18 protein-coding genes are annotated in these 17,335 nt (G+C 45.5%); 12 read left to right on the top strand and 6 right to left on the bottom strand.

From position 1 onward, the window contains the following. Positions 1-76: 76 nt before the first annotated feature. On the top strand, positions 77-1,534 hold the full coding sequence (locus GOM71_RS02235; protein WP_483311019.1) for a DHA2 family efflux MFS transporter permease subunit: 1,458 nt from the start codon (positions 77-79) through the stop codon (positions 1,532-1,534). A gap of 96 nt (positions 1,535-1,630) precedes the next feature. Beyond that, positions 1,631-1,807, top strand: coding sequence for a MerR family transcriptional regulator (locus GOM71_RS24805; protein WP_367649434.1), 177 nt, complete (start codon positions 1,631-1,633; stop codon positions 1,805-1,807). Positions 1,808-1,884: 77 nt separating this feature from the next. Here GOM71_RS24805 and GOM71_RS02225 read toward each other — a convergent pair whose 3' ends face one another. Both GOM71_RS02225 and GOM71_RS02220 read right to left on the bottom strand, forming a co-directional pair. After that, positions 1,885-3,603, bottom strand: coding sequence for a SulP family inorganic anion transporter (locus tag GOM71_RS02225; protein ID WP_156278038.1), 1,719 nt, complete (start codon positions 3,601-3,603; stop codon positions 1,885-1,887). 113 nt (positions 3,604-3,716) lie between these two features. Then, entirely contained in the window at positions 3,717-4,052 is a 336-nt protein-coding gene (locus GOM71_RS02220; protein WP_156278036.1) for an ArsR/SmtB family transcription factor, read from the bottom strand. Between the two features lie 185 nt (positions 4,053-4,237). Here GOM71_RS02220 and GOM71_RS02215 point away from each other — a divergent pair, with 185 nt between their 5' ends. The 5 genes from GOM71_RS02215 (at position 4,238) to GOM71_RS02195 (ending at position 7,650) form a co-directional block, all read left to right on the top strand. Continuing rightward, entirely contained in the window at positions 4,238-4,867 is a 630-nt protein-coding gene (locus GOM71_RS02215) for a hypothetical protein (RefSeq protein WP_156278034.1), read from the top strand. 18 nt (positions 4,868-4,885) lie between these two features. Beyond that, positions 4,886-5,227 carry a zinc ribbon domain-containing protein YjdM gene (locus GOM71_RS02210; RefSeq protein WP_156278104.1) on the top strand — a complete coding sequence of 114 codons (342 nt, stop codon included), beginning with the start codon at positions 4,886-4,888 and terminating at the stop codon, positions 5,225-5,227. Between the two features lie 326 nt (positions 5,228-5,553). Beyond that, complete coding sequence (locus GOM71_RS02205) at positions 5,554-6,084, top strand: PadR family transcriptional regulator (RefSeq protein WP_156278032.1); 531 nt, start codon at positions 5,554-5,556, stop codon at positions 6,082-6,084. An 81-nt stretch (positions 6,085-6,165) separates the two neighbouring features. Continuing rightward, a complete protein-coding gene (locus GOM71_RS02200; protein ID WP_156278030.1) occupies positions 6,166-6,870 on the top strand; it encodes an ABC transporter ATP-binding protein in 705 nt (234 codons plus the stop codon). A gap of 21 nt (positions 6,871-6,891) precedes the next feature. Next, positions 6,892-7,650, top strand: a complete 759-nt coding sequence (locus tag GOM71_RS02195) for an ABC transporter permease (RefSeq protein ID WP_156278026.1) — start codon at positions 6,892-6,894, stop codon at positions 7,648-7,650. 117 nt (positions 7,651-7,767) lie between these two features. Here the strand turns inward: GOM71_RS02195 and GOM71_RS02190 are convergent, their stop codons facing one another. From GOM71_RS02190 to GOM71_RS02175, 4 genes are all read right to left on the bottom strand, one after another. Further along, positions 7,768-10,050 (bottom strand): preprotein translocase subunit SecA, encoded by a 2,283-nt coding sequence (locus tag GOM71_RS02190; protein WP_156278102.1) that lies wholly within the window; start codon positions 10,048-10,050, stop codon positions 7,768-7,770. 7 nt (positions 10,051-10,057) lie between these two features. Further along, positions 10,058-10,768 (bottom strand): ABC transporter permease, encoded by a 711-nt coding sequence (locus tag GOM71_RS02185; protein ID WP_156278024.1) that lies wholly within the window; start codon positions 10,766-10,768, stop codon positions 10,058-10,060. Continuing rightward, on the bottom strand, positions 10,765-11,610 hold the full coding sequence (locus tag GOM71_RS02180; RefSeq protein WP_156278022.1) for an ABC transporter ATP-binding protein: 846 nt from the start codon (positions 11,608-11,610) through the stop codon (positions 10,765-10,767). The genes GOM71_RS02185 and GOM71_RS02180 overlap by 4 nt, the downstream gene beginning before the upstream one ends. Positions 11,611-11,748: 138 nt before the next feature. Continuing rightward, a complete protein-coding gene (locus tag GOM71_RS02175; RefSeq protein ID WP_156278018.1) occupies positions 11,749-12,684 on the bottom strand; it encodes a LytTR family transcriptional regulator DNA-binding domain-containing protein in 936 nt (311 codons plus the stop codon). 159 nt (positions 12,685-12,843) lie between these two features. Between GOM71_RS02175 and GOM71_RS02170 the strand changes: the two genes are divergently transcribed. From GOM71_RS02170 to GOM71_RS02150, 5 genes are all read left to right on the top strand, one after another. Then, a complete protein-coding gene (locus GOM71_RS02170; protein WP_156278016.1) occupies positions 12,844-13,416 on the top strand; it encodes a histidine phosphatase family protein in 573 nt (190 codons plus the stop codon). Positions 13,417-13,643: 227 nt separating this feature from the next. Further along, positions 13,644-14,042, top strand: a complete 399-nt coding sequence (locus GOM71_RS02165) for a GNAT family N-acetyltransferase (RefSeq protein ID WP_156278014.1) — start codon at positions 13,644-13,646, stop codon at positions 14,040-14,042. Between the two features lie 288 nt (positions 14,043-14,330). Next, positions 14,331-15,995 (top strand): alpha-amylase family glycosyl hydrolase, encoded by a 1,665-nt coding sequence (locus GOM71_RS02160; RefSeq protein WP_156278012.1) that lies wholly within the window; start codon positions 14,331-14,333, stop codon positions 15,993-15,995. Positions 15,996-16,045: 50 nt separating this feature from the next. Then, entirely contained in the window at positions 16,046-16,180 is a 135-nt protein-coding gene (locus GOM71_RS25085; protein ID WP_483311018.1) for an SDR family NAD(P)-dependent oxidoreductase, read from the top strand. A 165-nt stretch (positions 16,181-16,345) separates the two neighbouring features. Further along, complete coding sequence (locus GOM71_RS02150) at positions 16,346-17,227, top strand: phosphotransferase family protein (protein ID WP_156278010.1); 882 nt, start codon at positions 16,346-16,348, stop codon at positions 17,225-17,227. Positions 17,228-17,335: the final 108 nt, after the last annotated feature.

Here is a 17,335-nt window from a genome sequence, read left to right as displayed (position 1 = left end):
GTTACATAAACCGGATGTCGCGAAGACAGACATAATGAGGAGGAGACTGATTACAATGCAAGCTAAAGAAGCTGCAATGAGTGCTGAAGGGCCGGATTTGAGCCAAATCAAACGTGCCCCGATTGTCATCGCGCTGGTCATCGGCGCATTCGTTGCGATTTTGAACGAAACGTTACTCGGTAATGCTTTTCCGGATTTGATCAAGGCATTAAATGTAACTCCCGCTACGATTCAATGGTTATCCACCGCCTACATGCTGGTGGTTGGTGTGCTCGTGCCGGTAACGGCGATTTTGCAAGAATGGTTCACGACGCGGCAAATGTTCATCGGCGCGATGACATTTTTCCTGATCGGTACGATTATTGCGGCGGTTGCACCGGGTTTTGAAGTGCTGCTGGCAGGGCGTGTCGTGCAAGCGCTCGGTACCGGATTGATGCTGCCGGTTATGATGAACACGATTCTGGCCATTTTCCCGCCTGAAAAGCGCGGAGGAGCGATGGGACTAATTGGTCTCGTTATTATGGTCGCGCCGGCAATCGGCCCGACGGTTTCGGGTCTCATACTCGATCAGCTTGAATGGCGCTGGTTGTTCTACCTGGTCATTCCGCTTGCGGCATTCTCGATTATTTTTGCGTCTATTTATATGAAGAACGTATCGAAGATCACGAAGCCGAAGGTGGACATCCTGTCGATCATTCTCTCGACAATTGGCTTCGGCGGTGTCGTGTATGGATTCAGTAAGTCAGGTGACCTTGGCTGGGGCGATCCTCAAGTGTACTGGATGGTTGCGGCAGGCGTCCTCGGCATTCTGATCTTTGCCGGTCGTCAGCTGATGCTCAAAAATCCGGTTATGGATATGCGCGCATTTAAGTTTCCAATGTTTGCTCTCGTTACGGTGCTTATGCTCGTGATGATGATGACATTGTTCTCGACGCTGACATTGCTGCCGATGTACTTACAAGGTCCGCTTATGCTGACGGCTTTCACTTCGGGACTTATTATGCTTCCAGGCGGCATAGTTAACGGGTTGATGGCGCCGGTAGCAGGCGTTCTGTTCGACAAGCTCGGTCCGCGTGTTCTCGTTATTCCGGGGCTCGCGATTGTGGTCGTAGCGGTTTACTTGTTTACCGGTGTTGATATGGAGACGACGAAGGGATACCTCATCATGGTGCACATCATTATGATGGTCGGCATTTCCCTTGTGATGATGCCTGCGCAGACGACGGCATTGAACCAGCTGCCGCGCGAGCTGTATCCGCATGGCACAGCGATTATGAACACGCTGCAGCAAGTTGCCGGCGCAATTGGCGTGGCGCTGTTCATCAGCATCATGTCGAAAGGCACGAAGGATTATCTTGCGAAGTCGAGCAATCCAACCGATCCGATTGAAGCGTTGAAAGGTATGGTTGAAGGCTTGCACAATGCCTTCTGGGTAGGCTTTTATATTGGTGTTCTCGCGCTCGTGATCGGTCTGTTCATTCGCCGCACGAAGCCGCCTGAAGGCGAAGAACCGCGCCAAGGCATGGGACATTAAGCTGATTTGAATATAGCGCGATCTCGGAAAGGGCCATCCTATTGCAGGGTGGCCCTTAAACTTGCCGGAAATAAAGTGTGAAGCTGAGATGATTGAATTCTAAAGGATAAACCAATTGACCGAAGCGGCGAACGTCAACTGGAAACCGTCAACTATTACGAAAAGTGGGAGCTGCTGCCGAAGCCGGCCAGAAGCGATTCGGGGTATCGGTTGTATTCGGAATCCGATATCGGGAAAGTATCGGAAATCGTACAGAGCCTGTTTCACAAATAAACTGGAGATCAGCAGTGGAACAACGACGGCAAGTTAAATGACTCAGCAGACTGCCATGGTTCGCGGCAGTCTTTGTTTTAGGTTGTCATTCGATTCGACAGGGTCTTGCATTCAAGGAATGCGGAATGCTTGCAGCCCATACATTTGTTGAGGTCCAGTCGAGCTAAGGCGTAATCAATCGCCTCGCCTGTATGCTCAAAAAAGTGCCCATCGCCGATAAGCGTATGCAGCCCTGTTTTCTTCAATACTTCCATTGATTGAGGTTGAATTCCCGAAATAAGGACGGTCCCGCCCATTTTCTCGAAATCTTTGACCAATCGGGCGAGCTTAGCCTCGCCTGTCGTATCCATATAGGGTACTTTCGACATACGTAACAGTATAATTTTAGAGTGGAGATGGATCGTGTCCATAATGGACGTTTCCAGTCGATTGGCGGTCCCAAAGAACAGCGGTCCTTCAAGGGTGAATATGCTGATTTGAGGACAATAATGCTCCTCGCTGACCATGTAAGCTTTCACCTTTTTGTGTTTGTCAGCGGAATCGGGCAAAACTTCAGCCACCTTCAACAATTCGCTCATTCGCTTTACGAACAGAAGTACAGACAAGATTAGCCCGACTTCAATAGCTGTTGTCAAATTCGTCAGTACGGTTAGCAAAAAGGTGATCAGCAGCACAATAGAATCGCTTGTTTTCGTTTTTAAGACTTGAGCAAATGGTTTGCGCTCACTCATATTCCACGCAACCATCATCAGAATGGGTGCCATACTTGCAAGCGGGATATGAGATGCGTATGGGGCGAACAAAATGAGTACAAGAAAAACGACAATACCATGCAGGATGCCGGAGACAGGCGATGCAGCCCCGCTTCTAATATTGGTTGCTGTTCGGGCAATAGCTCCAGTGGCCGGGATTCCTCCAAAGAGCGGCGTCACCATGTTCGCAATGCCTTGACCAATAAGCTCACGATTGCTGTTATGGCGAGTGCCGGTCATTCCATCAGCTACCACGGCTGATAGCAGGGATTCCACACCCCCTAACATGGCAATAAGAAGCGCAGGCTGAATCATAATTTTTATTCGATCCCAGGTAATTTCAGGGAAATGAAAATGGGGCAGCGTGCTCGGGATCTCTCCGAATGAAGAGCCAATCGTTGCGACATGTCCTTTGAAGAACAAGGCTGCTATAACACTTGATGCGACAAGTCCCACTAAGGAACCGGGAATCTTAGGCAGAAATCTCGATGAGAGCAGGACTGCCGCAAAGCAAATGGCTGCCGTACAAACACTGTAGATATTAACGGTTTCCAGATGCGTTACGACTTCTCTCATGTTAGGCAGAAAATTCTCGTGCTTCTCAATACCGGTAAGTCCGAGGAAATGAGCGATTTGACCGCTGAAAATGATGACGGCGATCCCTGCGGTAAACCCGATCGTTACGGGACGAGGGATAAATTTAATCCATGCGCCCAGCTTGAATACGCCCATGAGAATAAGGATAATCCCTGCTAAAAACCCGGCGATTAATAAATTTTCGTACCCATACTGTAAAACGATTGCGAAAAGAATAGGGATAAAGGCGCCGGTCGGACCGCCAATTTGAAATCTGGAGCCTCCGAGCAAAGAAATTAAAATACCGGCAATAATGGTTGTATATATGCCGTACTCAGGCTTGACCCCGGAGGCAATAGCAAACGCCATCCCTAATGGAATGGCGATAATTCCGACGATTAGTCCGGATATGAGGTCCTTGCGAAAGGCAGCTGCATGATATTCTAAATATCTTCCCGTCCATTTCATCTCTAAGTACCTTCATTTCTTATATATTTGATTATTTGAATATATAAGAAAAATGTACTCTTGAGAACTAACAAAGTCAAACGTTAAAATTCGAGTTGTTTCTCCGAAATGGATTACGGCTCATTTCGAATGACCTCAAGCAGTGAAATAGCGTCGACGAGATGATTGTCAAAGATCTGCTTCGCAACAGCCAACAGCTCTTTAATCAGCGGATCTCTTAATGAATAAATTACCGATGTTCCATCTTTAATGCCGCTCACTACATTTTTATTCCGAAGTACGGACAGTTGCTGAGAAACGGCGGAGCCTTCCGATCCTAAGATGGTTTGTAATTCATTAACGTTTCGATCACCTTCACTAAGAACTTCAAGTATTCGAATTCTCATGGGATGGGCTAATGCTTTAAAAAAGTCAGCTTTAAACTGTTGAATATTTTGATTCGGATTCATGGCAAAATGCTCCTTACCACCTGAACTTTTGAATATATGAATATAATAGCATATTTTTTATCTGCCTTAGTGGATTAAGGAATGAGATGGAACATCAATTGTTATTTAGTTGTATCTGCATTATAATGCTTATTATATTCAAATTTTTAAATATTTGATTTTTCTGTTGGAGGGTGAAGGGGCGGATGCCAAGCTTTAATACAAATGATCAATTACAGCCCGATACGCAATCCGTTTACGCGCCAGCCTCTAGCATGGAGAAGATGAGCAGACAGAGCGTTATTCAGATTGGCGTCGATGCTTTGAATGGGGTCGGGTCCGATTTGATTTGCAAGGTCTGTATTAGGAATGGAGGGTCCTGTTGCAGCGGTTGCCGCCATCTTGAAAACGGAATTGGATGTAAAAACCGCAATACCAGTTGTACGGCATGGTTATGCGGATTTCTAAAATACTTATTGTATGCAACAGGGCTCCTGACGGAATGGGATGATTTTTGGAGACAAGTGCCGGGACAAGCCTATCGCGAGGATTATACGCCAGAGTTTTTTTTCATAGAGAAGCCGTTGCACATGCAGAGTATTCGGAATCTTAGCGAAGCTCTGGCGGCCGATCTGCAGGAGTTAGCAACCAAACATATAGCGATTGGATTTATCATAACGCTCCGGGAGAAAATAGATAAAAATATTGATCGCTTGAATCATTGCAAGAATGATCCTAAAAAACGTAATAGAATCAAAAGGAATATTAAAGTATTGTCGAGTCCTTTTCATCGATTCCAAAAAGAATTGCGTGAATATCATCATCTGAATATGTAGGAAAGGGAGAGAATGAAAATGACGGATTTTCCAAATTGTCCACAATGCAGCTCAGAGTATACGTACGAAGACGGAGGGTTGTTTATTTGCCCGGAATGCAGTCATGAGTGGTCAAAGGAATCGGATACGGAGAAGAGTGAAGAGAATAGAATGATTAAAGATTCCAATGGAAATGTATTAAGCGATGGCGATACCGTTACCATCATCAAAGATCTTAAAGTGAAAGGCAGTTCATCGGTTTTAAAAATAGGCACAAAAGTAAAGAACATTCGACTAGTTGACGGTGATCATGACATTGATTGCAAAATCGATGGTTTTGGGGCCATGAAATTAAAATCCGAATTTGTAAAAAAAGTATAGGCGCATGCGTTCCAAACTGCGAAGGGCACCCAATCGGGTGCCCTTCCTCAATAGAGTGATATGGGAATCGTATCACAAGTAAGGGTGAATCTTTTGCCGTAACTGCTCAAGGGCATGGCCTAGGTGAAGTTGATAATTAATAAGTATTATGTCTATAACTTAGTTTGCTTATCAAACAAACTAACAAAAGGAAATTACTCGTTTTCAAAAGTACAACATGGCAGGAAGCGCAATTGACAAAGCATTTCTTCTATGTTAGATTAATTCCATAAATCCAACGTTGGATATTCTTTGTTGAGTATATTTAGGGGAGGTGGAAAGGAAAGTTGACAAATCTCATCATACTGGCTCTACTTCGCGATCGGCCTAAACACGGTTATGAAATTCAGCAATATATCCAGATGAGCCGCATGGATGAGTGGGCCAATCTGTTGTCCGGATCGATTTACTATGCCCTTAACAAAATGGAGAAGGAGGGTCTAATTCGTACAGAAGCAGAGGAACGCACAGGAGCCCGCCTGAGGAAAATATACGCTATCACCGAGAAAGGCGAAGAGCTCTTCCAACAATTGGTGAGGGAATCGCTTACGCTTACGCCTCATTCCGTTAAGTCAGATTTTGCACTCAGCTTGAACTGGATTGAAACGATCCCGAGAGAGGAGGCAATGGAGCTACTGGGACAAAATCTTCGACAGTTGGAACAGACACTAGAGTACTGGCGCCAGGGCAAAGAATTCAAAAGCCAGTACGGCCTTACTCCATTTGCGATTGCTTCGTTTGATAATGCCATCGCTATTCTGGAACAGGACATCAGCTTTATCTATAAAGTTATGAATTTGTTGAAGCCATCCCAATAATCGCCTTCTTAACAAGGCGAATTTCTTTTATTCCAATATCCAATATTGGATAAACAAAATTGGACAAAGAGGAGTAAAACTATGCAAACACTGATTCAGGCAAACGGACTCGTGAAAAAATATGGATCGCGAACTGTAGTTAACGGACTGGATCTCGACATCCAAAAGGGAGAAGTTCTCGGAATTATCGGGCCAAACGGCGCTGGGAAATCATCCACGTTCGATATGATCCTCGGGTTAAAAAAACCTGATGCAGGCACTGTCAGCTACTGGTGCGAGGATCCGGCGCGCCATATTGGTGTTCAACTGCAATCAACGCCGTTCTTCCCTGGCTTCACCGCGCTGGAGAATATGCGCATGTTCGCAGCCTTCTACGGTCTGCGTCTCACCGATTCGGGGCTTCGCACTCATCTCCAGCAATGCCAACTTGGAGAAGTCGGCAAAACAGACGCCGCACGTTTGTCCGGGGGTCAGCAGAAACGGCTCGCGATCGCTATGACGCTAATGCACAAGCCGCAGCTGATTTTTCTAGATGAGCCGACAGCGGCGCTTGATCCGCGGGCTCGTAGAGAGGTTCGCAGCTTAATCCAATCGTTGGCGGAGTCCGGTGTGTCGGTTGTGTTCACCTCACACGACATGGAGGAAGTGCATAAGCTTGCTACCCGGATCGCGTTCATCAGGGCGGGAAGCATCGAAGCTCACGGTACAGCTGATGAATTGTTGGCTAAATATGATGCGAGCAGCTTGGAAGGGCTATATATCCAATTGACGGAAAGCACTTTATAACAAGGAGGAGGAACGCCAATTATGTACATCATCATTAGAACGATGCTTGCCGGGATATTTCGCGATGTCCACACGTTGGTTTGGACGATATTATTTCCGATTGCCATGCTCTTGGGGCTAGGTCTCTACTTCCATGACATCGAATATTCGGAGCGGCTGCTGTCCGGCGTGTTGACGACCAACGTGTTATTTGGAGCGGCAATGGTCACTGCCTTCTATGTCATGTCGCACCGTAATCGCGGGATCTATAAACTGCTTCGCGTTACCCCCTTTTCGACAGCCGCCTTTATCGGCGCGACCACAGTTGCCCGAACCGTGCTGACGTTGCTCGTCAGTTGCTCGGTTATCTTGATTAGCGTTTTGGTACTGGGCGTGAAGTTAACCGTGCCAGGTTTGCTGATGATGCTGACTACTTTGCTAATCGGTACCGTATGCTTTACGGCTATCGGGTTCATAGCGGCGAATCTTTCCAAGGATGAGAGCAACGTCAACATGATCTCTAATCTAATCAGCTTCCCTATGCTGCTAACAAGCGAAGCTTTCTACAGCCTGCAGAACGCGCCGGAATGGGTACGTGTGATCGGTCGTCTGCTGCCTTTCCATTACTTCGTGAAATCGATGGAAATCGCAATACAGCAGCCGTTCGACATCACCAACTTGATGCCGTTGGTCATCTTGATCGTATTCACTGCTCTATGTCTGGCCGCGGCGGTATTTACTTTCCGTTGGGATACAGAGGGTAGTGTCTTTCGGTTAAGGAAAAACGGGCTCTCGTCATAAAGGTGTCAGCAGTACACCCTTTCTGGGGCCACAGAACGATGGGATACAGTGAGGAGGACTTTTGCTTACGGAAAGCAAAAGTCCCTCTGCCGTTTTTGGACGCTGACATAGTGTCCATCAAAATTTTGACCACCCGAACACCGGCCTCAAAATCTTGCGCATCCAATAAGCGATTATCGTCCCTGGGCTCCATGAGCCGGGATTTTGCAAGTATTGATTGTATTGATCGTTGATGATATAAGTCCGAGTGGAAGTAGGGCTCTTCAGCCCGAACTTTTCCCACATCGCCGGATCATTCGAACCTCCGAGCTTTGCGAGCATATTCGCCGACTCTTCATTTATTTGAGCCGAAATCTGCTCGTATGCTTGGATGATTTGCGCATGAAATTCGTCGATCGGATTGCGTTTAACAAGGCTCGTCAAATGGATGCTTTCGCGAATGTAAGAGGCGTATGCCAGATGATCAGCCCAGAACTTGTCGATATAATAAAGCCGTACCCGCTGCTCCGAAGGGCTCATCGGCGTCTCGCCTTGCAAAATGCCGAGCCGCTCCTCATATAGCATACGCCTCTGTTCCTCCACCATATCCGAATAACTGTTCAGTTCCTGGCGGATATGGAAGTTTTGGCCCATAATAACGCGCTGAATATGCGCAATTTTGCTGTGGAGCACCGACTCTTTGAGGGCCTCATCCTGCCTAAGACCGCGTATCGCTTTAACGATGCCGAACCTAAGCAACAACTCGTCTTCCAAGCTTACGAAAAATACGGAAGCTCCCGGGTCGCCTTGGCGGCCAGATCGCCCGCGCAGTTGGTTGTCGATCCGCACGCTTTGGTGCATATGCGTACCAATTACGTACAACCCGCCCAGCTTGGCGACCACTTCTGCTTGCGCGGGGTTGCCGCCGCCGAGGCGAATGTCGACGCCGCGTCCCGCCATATTCGTAGACACCGTCACGGCGCCGATTTCCCCCGCTTTGGCGATGATCTCGGCTTCTTTTGCGTCGTTTTTCGCATTCAGAACATGGCAAGGCACGTCGGCAACCGCTAGCGCCTCGGCCAGCATGTCAGACTCCTCAACGCTTGACGTACCAATGAGAATCGGACGTCCCGTCGCATGGACGGACGTGATTTCTTGTACAAGCGCCTTAAGTTTGGCTTCTTTATGGGTATAAATTCGGTGCGGATGGTCGATCCGCATGTTTGGCCGGTTTGGCGGAATTTGCACGACCTGCAACGCATAAATATGTTCGAATTCCATTGCGGAAACGTGCGCGGTAGCCGTCATACCACAAATCTTCGGATATAGGCTAAGGAAGTGTTGAAGGGTAATCGTCCCGAGAATTTTCCCGCCGGCTGTCGACTGCAGCCCTTCTTTGGCCGAAAGCGCGGCTTGCAGCCCTTCCGGCAAATGCCTGTTCTCCGCCACGCGGCCGGTATATTCGTCGATCAGCTCGATTTTGCCGTCCCGGACGATGTAATCGACGTCTCTTTTCAGTAACAATTCCGCATGCAGCGCGCAATTTAACGACATTAACAAATGACTGTTATCGTTTTCGTACAAATTGCCGCATCCCAGCAGCGATTCCGCTTTCGCTGAGCCCGCTTCGCTTAAATAAACGTTCCGCTTGAACTCATCGAAGTCGTAATGCTCCGCTTGCTCGAGCTGCCTAGCCACTGCTGCGAAACGAATGCCGTCGTTGCCGGAGGAGTCCGGCTCGCCGGCGATAACTAGCGGCACCCGCGCTTCGTCGAGAAGCAGCGAATCCGCTTCGTCGACGATGACGTAGTGGAAAGGACGATGCACGGTATCGGCTTTGTCTAGCGCGATCGTGTCGCGCAAATAATCGAATCCCGCCTCTTTAGCCGTCACATAGGTTATATCCGCGGCGTACGCTTTCCGTTTCTCGGACAAGCTCATGCCGGCTTGAACCGCGTTTACCGTTAAGCCGAGGAAACGATAGATCGGGCCCATCCACTCGGCATCCCGATTTGCCAAATAATCGTTGAAAGTCAACACATGAACGCCTTCGCCGGTCAGCGCATTCAGATAAGCAGGCATAACAGCAGAAAGCGTTTTTCCTTCGCCGGTATACTGCTCGATCAACAATCTCTCGTGCAGAGCGATGGCAGCCATGAGCTGGACATCGTAGGGCTGTAATCCGAGCGTTCTCTTTGCTGCCTCGCAGACAAGCGCATAAGCATCGACAAGCAGCTCATCCAAAGGGGTACCCGATTTTGCTTCTTTTGTTAGCCGAAGAGATTCCGCTTGCAGCGGCCCATCGTCCCATGCTTCCAAATTCCGTTTGCGGATGAGCTCCGCTTTGTCACGATAGCCTTTCAGCCTATGCCGGTTATCGCGGTCTTTGAATTCTCGCATCAACTTGACGGCTACATTCATCGGAATCCTACTCATCCTTTAACCGCCGTTGATACAAAACAACAGATACAATCGTTAATACAACCGTCCATGCCAAAATAATGAGGAGGGGTTTTAATAACTCTCCCGTCGTAAAGCCTGTATTGCTTACAGCCAGCAAATGCACAAGCTGACTGCTTGGCATATAATCCAGCACTTTGAAGATCGGATAATCATCCGCGAGAAACGCTCCCCCTGGTGCCGCAGTGAATACGATCGCCACAGGCAGTATTGATAATGATGCTTCAAGCAGCGTCTTGGAGAATAAACCGCATATCGTCCCGGCTGCGATGTAGAGAATAATCGAAAGTAGGATTGCTGCCGCAAACGCCCATAGACTAGCGGGCTCATAGCCCAAGATATACGTAGAAATAGCCAGAACAACAGCAGACATGACAAATACTAAAGCGCTTTTGCCGATTAATACATCCATGGTCGTGGCCGGAGTCATCATTAAGGATCGTAAAGTGTTGCGCTCCTTTTCTTCCGCAATCAAGCATGCTTGCACTAAACTCGTCAGGATTACAAACGAAGTATTTAGAAGAAAACCGATAGCTTCAGTCAAAGGCGGGCTTGCACTTTTAAAAAGAAGCGCGAACAGAATGGGAAAAATCAAAGTAATGGATATCGCATAATTGCGTGAGAACTCTTTGTAATCCTTCACCAATATCGCTTGCGTACGTTTTAATGAGATACTCATAGTAACTCACTTCCTGTCATTTTAATAAAAATATCGCCTAGACTTGGCTCTTTCGTTTCTAATCGATCAATTAGCCCTTGTTTCATCCAATCGGCTATTTGATCAGCCGTTCCCTCATCTATCGGGAGCTCGTGTGCTTCCCCATTCATTAAATCAACGCAAACGACGTTTTCCCGATGCTGTTTTTTAAGTTCCTTGGGTGAGCCGACGGCTTGGATTTGTCCTCGATACAAAATCGCTACACGGTTACATAACAATTCTGCCTCAGCCATATTATGCGTGGTTAAGAAAATCGTTGTTCCTCTCTCATTTAAGTAGCGCAGCCCTTTATAAATATGTGCGGAGTTTACGGGATCTAAGGCCGAAGTAGGCTCATCCAAAAATAACAATTCCGGCTCATGGATAATCGCGCATGCCAGCATGACACGCTGACGCATCCCTTTCGATAAGCGATTGACTTTCTTTTTGCGCTCTCCGCTTAAGTTTACAAACTGCAGCACCGTATCGATTGAAGTTCTGGGAAGATCATATAATTGGCGATACAGTTCCAGATTTTCCTCTATAGATAGCCTCTCATATAGACCGCTGTTATCCGTCAAAATGCCAAAGCGCATCTTCTGTGCAGACTGATGCATCATCTCCGCTGGCTGGTTCAATACACTTGCTTGTCCGCTTGTCGGATTTAATTGCGCCGTTAAAATTTTAATTAATGTTGTTTTTCCTGAACCGCTCGGACCGAGGAACCCAAAAATTTCTCCTTTCGGAATGGAAAAAGACACATCTGCCAATGCATCCTTATTTCCAAACTTCTTTCGAATATGGTCGACCGCAATAACAGCCATTAACATCACTTCCTTAGCGTTGATGGCTTAACTTTATACAGATTGCCTGCTTCCAGCCATCAAAACCCACCGAAATGTAGCTATTGCGGCCTGAATGGTACCACCAAATGCTTGATTGGTTCGGCATTGCTCCGGAATTTAAATGTTCAGAAGCGCTTTTAATTCCTGCAATTTTGAACGGGATAACGGAACGACGGCATCTTTACCTGTATTTAATCGCAAGCTGTAGCTATTCTTCGTCCATGTAATAATCTCTCTTGCCTTTTGCAGATTAACGATGTAGGATCGATGACATCTAAAAAATCCGAAGTTTAACAATCTCTGCTCGAGCTCGGTTAGCGTCAAAGCACAGTCATAATTTTCCCCGCCCACATGGACAAGGATGGATCCATCTATACTTTCGATATAATCGATTTCAGGCGGATTGAATAAAATCACTTTGTCATTTCTTTTTGTCGATATCTTCTGCAAGGTTATATTGGCCTCATCTTGTTTCTGTGCTTCCTGCTTATCTTCTTCTGAGTCCTGAATATCCAATTGATGAAGTCCGAATTCGTTCAATCGATAAATAGCATCACAGGAAATAAGGGCATCCTCTAAATTCGAAGTTAAAATTAATACTTGCTTTTCTTTCATAAGGTCATCTAGAATCCGTTTAAATTGACGACGATCTTGCTCTTCCAAGAAAAAATAGGGCTCTTCCAGTACAAGTGCAGGCTGATGCGCAAAAAAGACGCGCAGCAATGTCACATACATCCTTCGCGATGGGCTTAGATCCTTGATTTTGACCTTCTGCTCTTCTTTTAATGCAAAATAATCGATTAACGAAGCGACATGGTCATCCCTCTCTGTCACTTGGATTAGAAAAGTAATCAGCTCTTTCACCGTTAAACGCATATACTCGTTTTGCTGGGCGCGAAATAAATAATAGCGGGATTGATTCGCTAATTGATTCATTAAAAGCTGCTTTCGCTTCAAGTCCGTTATAATGCCAATCGATTGGTTCGATGTCATATTTAATTCAATCTTCGGTAGAAATAACTCCCCATCATCATACACCGGTTGAAATTGCATGCCGTCCTCCTGGTCAGTGCTGCTATAGGATATATATAACAATTATAAGGTTAGGGACCTTTTCTGTCAGTTTCTATTGAAACTTTTCTGTTGTGGCATCCGGAAAAGATATTGTAATATTCTAGTATCTTCGTGTATGGAGGTATAAGACAGAGGCCGATGAAAACTACAATATACATGGTCCGGCATGCGGAATCACCCTTTGAGTTTGGTCAAGAGAGAACAAGAGGGCTGTCCGAAGAAGGTTTTATCGCTGCGAAGCGGGTAGCCCAATTTTTCGAGACGATAAAAATCGATCACATTGCTTCAAGTTCCTATACAAGAGCTAAGCAGACCGTCCAGTACATTGCCGAACAGAAGTCTTTAGATATATTCGATTACGAGGGACTCATAGAGCGGCCAATTAAAGGTCTGGACTATAAGGCTTCTTGGGACGTTTTGGAGGAAGCCATCCGAAGATCTTTTGCAGATAAGGATTTTTCCTTAAAGGGCGGCGAGTCTACGCGGAAAGCACAAGAAAGGTCAATCCCCATAATTGAAAGTTTCTTAGAGAAACGGGAAGGGGAAAGCATCGTGATTGGGACACATGGAAATATTATGACGATCATTATGAATTATTATGATACTGCATATGGTTTTGATTTCTGGAAATCTACGTCAAAACCGGACATATATAAGTTGACATTCGACCGAAACCAATTAGAACTAGTAGAAAGAATATGGATCCAGTAAGCGCGCATTCAGTTCGACAGCTTGCAAACAAGTCATACGGTTTAACTTGGAATGGCTGAACGTGATGGTCTATCTTTACTTGCAAGGTCCCAGAAAGACGGTGCAGTTGGAAGTCGAATCGTAGGGGTCGAAAAAGTGGTCCGATAATAAATGCTAGAATTGGTACTTCAAGTCATGCCAAATTATGTATATTATTGTAGGTACTAATTTACATAAGAGGTGTTCCTATGACGATTGAATACAAAATTAACTTTCCGCTTCGTTCCAAAGAGGTCTCGGAAGTGTTTATTAGTTCTGGAATTAAGCGTCCTGTAGATGATCTCGATCGTATTCAAAGAATGATTGATAATGCCGCTATTAACATTTCTGCTTGGGATGGGGACAAAATGGTAGGAATCGCGAGAGCGATTACTGACTTCTCGTATTGTTGTTATTTATCGGACTTAGCGATAAGGAAGGAATATCAAAAGACCGGCATTGGGAAAGAACTGATTAAGTGTTTACGGGAACACTTAGGCGAAGAGGTTTCTTTATTATTGCTCTCTGCACCCGCTGCAATGGAGTATTACCCGCGTATCGGTTTTGAAAAAACAGAGAAAGCATTTCTGATGCCTAGAGTAAAGTAGTGGCATTATGAACCGTAATTCAGGGACGACGAGATAGTACGAAAGGTTAATACAGGGAAATGGCATGAATTGCCGTTGCTCTGTATTTTTTTATGGAACGATTATAACAGAATAGCATCATGATGGAGCAGTATCGGATATTGGAATCCTGTGTCAATACAGATACGATAGAAGAAGAGATCGATTAGATTACTGTTATCCAATGTAGAGTCAGATAGGATTGAACATTTAGTGGATGGCCATTTTCAGCCTTATGAGGCTAGAATCTATTTAAGGGAGGTCGCATCATTGCTGACTAAATTTCCAACAAAGGGATCAAAAGGCGTGCGCTTTGTTTATTATACGGATACTCCTGCTGATAGCGTTGCTCTAGCAGGGACCTTTAATAATTGGAATGACGATAGAAATTACATGAACAGAATGGAAGATGGGACAGGGTGGGAGATTGAGTTGCCTATTCTTAAGGGAAGACATCTCTATAAATTTGTGGTGGATGGGGAAGCGTGGATCGTAGACCCGTTGAATCCGAGTATTTCGGAAGATGGGCAGAATAACTCCGCGATTACGGTAACTGAGAATGGTGATGTCCTGATCCGAACAAATGAGATTTCAAAACATCATCCTGGATATATGTACGAGAACTTTACGGCCCTCTCTAGTCCGGAATGGCTTAAAAAATCGGTCATTTATGAGCTGCATCTTCGTGCGTTCACCGAAAACGGTTTTCGAGGACTGGCTGAGAAATTAAATTATTTTAAAAAAATGGGAATCAATACGTTGTGGCTGATGCCGTTTAACGAAGTGGGACATGAACGCAGGGTAGGGAAATACGGCGACCCCTATGCGGTAAAAGATTTTTATTCGATAGATCCGCAATTCGGAACCAAAGAGGATTTGTCGTTTTTTATGCGCGAAGCACACGCGAATGGAATCAGGGTCGTTTTGGATTGGGTGTTGAACCGCGCCAGCTTTGATCATATTCTGACAGAAACTCATCCGGAATATTTTACGCATAATGAACAAGGTGAAATTTACTATGATGTGCCTCATCGCGAATATTTTGCCGGTCTGGAATTTAGCAGCCGCGACATGAGGAAATATGTCATTGAAGCTATGAAATACTGGATTAGCGAGTTTGATTTTGACGGCATTCGGTTGGACGATTCCGACATTACGCCCTATGATTTTCTCACTGAAATCAAGCGGGCTCTACAGGAAGTCAAAACCGATCTCATCCTGATCTCTCAGTCATACGATGAATACCATCATCTTGAGTCCTGTGATTTGACCTACAACGGGAATCCCCGGATTCTTATTCGTCAGATGATCGATAGAACGATTACACAGACTGATTTTATTACGATATATAATTCTTACAAGTACAGCTTCCCTAAAAATGCTCTGAGGATGAATTGGCTAGAGGACAAAGAACAGTCCAGAATCGGGGAGTATTTGGGTATTGAGCATGCAGAACCTGCCGCTTCGATCTTACTCACGCTCGAAGGCGTTCCCCTCATCATGATGGGACAGGAATTCAATGAGCATACGATGGAAACATGGGCGTCATTATTCGATGAGTATAAGCTCAACTGGGATTCGTTTGATACAGGAATGTTCGAGCACTATAAATTCCTGACCCGTCTTCGAACCAGCCAGCCGGCATTTTGGGCGGGCGAATTAGAGTTCGTACGTAACTCGGAAAACATGGTGTTATCCTTCATCAGGCAGCACGAAGGCGTCAAATTTTTGATTATCGTTAATTTGTCAGAGGATTCTGTGCTCGTTCAGCTTGATCAGGCAGCAGACGAATTTATCAAAGATAGGAGCAATATGCTCTATCGTACCGGAAGGGACGATCTTCACGCCGAGAAAGATGGTTCAGCACTAGGGGTGAATAGCTATGAAACGATCCTATATAAAATGGGTGAATGCATGAAAGAGGAGGGCCTCTAGGATGTACCCGCAATTTGATTTAACTGGCAAGGTTGCCATGATCACAGGAGCTGGCAAAGGGATCGGGTTTCGCAGATCACGCTGTATATTGCGCCTCCAAGGGCGGGGTTAATCAATTGATGAAAGTGCCGGCATTGGAATGGTCTGCTAAGGGTGTCAATGTGAACGCAGTCGGACCAACCTGAGATGGGTGCCCTTATTTTCGCCGTTCGTATGATACGGTCAGCATATCGATGTCCTGCTGAGGCTTGGTACGGGGTCAAAAATATGATATATGTAATATATTGGATTCTATTCGGTTTTCAGAGAAATAAATCGGAAGAATCGCTCTCCAAAACAGGAGGTTACATATGCGTTCTATTCTAAAAGTTATAGAAAAGCTAAAGTTGAACGTCTTGAATGTTGAAGATGTTCCAGAGTCATTCAGCTCTGATGTATATAAACTTACTCTTGCCAGTGGAGAAAATGTTTACGTAAAAATTCCATTTAACAAGGATAAGCTATTCCGTGAATTTCAGATGCTTGAAACATTAAAGAGTATAATACCTGTTCCTAAGGTATTGGACATTTGGTACGGGGATGAAAGTACTACTGGAGCATTGCTTCTTTCAGCAATTCAAGGTATGCCTTGTACAGGGGACATTGATGAGAAACTCTCTTTTCAGATTGGGGTGTATCTTGCGATGCTCCATGAGGTTAAAACTGCTGGGTATGGTTACCATGTAACCGATGGTTTTAAGTTGCTTGACCACAATAATTGGAGATTGCATATCAAAAGTAATTTTGAAAAGTGGAAAGAGCCATGCGAAGAGATTCTCGACTCAAAATTGTATGAAAGATGTATGCTTCACTTTGATCGAGTTTTCTCTGCTTTACCAGATCCTGACGGACCATGCATTGTTCACATGGATTTTAGACCGGGAAATATATTGGTGAACGGTAACGAGGTTGCTGGCATTATTGATTTCGAGAGTGCCCGTGGTGGATCGTCGGAAATAGATTTTACAAAAGTAAATCGGTATATTTGGGAAGTCCATCCGAGAACAAAGATACCGTTCATTGAAGGTTATCAATCGATTCGACCTATGTTGGCTCTGGAAAGCGTGCTGCCATTTTATGATATTTACGATGCTTTCAGCGCAATTGTTTGGTGTAAAAACAGAGGAATTGAAAAAAATCAAACGTTCCTTCAGGAAAATATTATTACTTTAAGGAATTCGGTGGGTTATTGAGCATAGTTGTGACCAACCATCAGAGGCGCATACTTTGTTTACCAATTAAACAAAGCGTGATACGATGGGGATGAAGCTGTCACTCTTACCAATGAGGAGATCCGAATA

Source organism: Paenibacillus sp. NEAU-GSW1 (genome assembly GCF_009737085.1).
In the GTDB taxonomy this organism is placed as follows: domain Bacteria; phylum Bacillota; class Bacilli; order Paenibacillales; family Paenibacillaceae; genus Pristimantibacillus.
This window is presented reverse-complemented; position numbering and strand designations above follow the sequence as displayed.

What these genes read in the sequence shown, in the direction of transcription:
- GOM71_RS02235 (WP_483311019.1), top strand. Translation starts at nt 77, where the DNA reads ATGAGTGCTGAAGGGCCGGATTTGAGCCAAATCAAACGTGCCCCGATT.
- GOM71_RS02225 (WP_156278038.1), bottom strand. Translation starts at nt 3,603, where the DNA reads ATGAAATGGACGGGAAGATATTTAGAATATCATGCAGCTGCCTTTCGC.
- GOM71_RS02220 (WP_156278036.1), bottom strand. Translation starts at nt 4,052, where the DNA reads ATGAATCCGAATCAAAATATTCAACAGTTTAAAGCTGACTTTTTTAAA.
- GOM71_RS02215 (WP_156278034.1), top strand. Translation starts at nt 4,238, where the DNA reads ATGCCAAGCTTTAATACAAATGATCAATTACAGCCCGATACGCAATCC.
- GOM71_RS02210 (WP_156278104.1), top strand. Translation starts at nt 4,886, where the DNA reads ATGACGGATTTTCCAAATTGTCCACAATGCAGCTCAGAGTATACGTAC.
- GOM71_RS02200 (WP_156278030.1), top strand. Translation starts at nt 6,166, where the DNA reads ATGCAAACACTGATTCAGGCAAACGGACTCGTGAAAAAATATGGATCG.
- GOM71_RS02195 (WP_156278026.1), top strand. Translation starts at nt 6,892, where the DNA reads ATGTACATCATCATTAGAACGATGCTTGCCGGGATATTTCGCGATGTC.
- GOM71_RS02190 (WP_156278102.1), bottom strand. Translation starts at nt 10,050, where the DNA reads ATGAATGTAGCCGTCAAGTTGATGCGAGAATTCAAAGACCGCGATAAC.
- GOM71_RS02185 (WP_156278024.1), bottom strand. Translation starts at nt 10,768, where the DNA reads ATGAGTATCTCATTAAAACGTACGCAAGCGATATTGGTGAAGGATTAC.
- GOM71_RS02180 (WP_156278022.1), bottom strand. Translation starts at nt 11,610, where the DNA reads ATGGCTGTTATTGCGGTCGACCATATTCGAAAGAAGTTTGGAAATAAG.
- GOM71_RS02175 (WP_156278018.1), bottom strand. Translation starts at nt 12,684, where the DNA reads ATGCAATTTCAACCGGTGTATGATGATGGGGAGTTATTTCTACCGAAG.
- GOM71_RS02170 (WP_156278016.1), top strand. Translation starts at nt 12,844, where the DNA reads ATGAAAACTACAATATACATGGTCCGGCATGCGGAATCACCCTTTGAG.
- GOM71_RS02165 (WP_156278014.1), top strand. Translation starts at nt 13,644, where the DNA reads ATGACGATTGAATACAAAATTAACTTTCCGCTTCGTTCCAAAGAGGTC.
- GOM71_RS02150 (WP_156278010.1), top strand. Translation starts at nt 16,346, where the DNA reads ATGCGTTCTATTCTAAAAGTTATAGAAAAGCTAAAGTTGAACGTCTTG.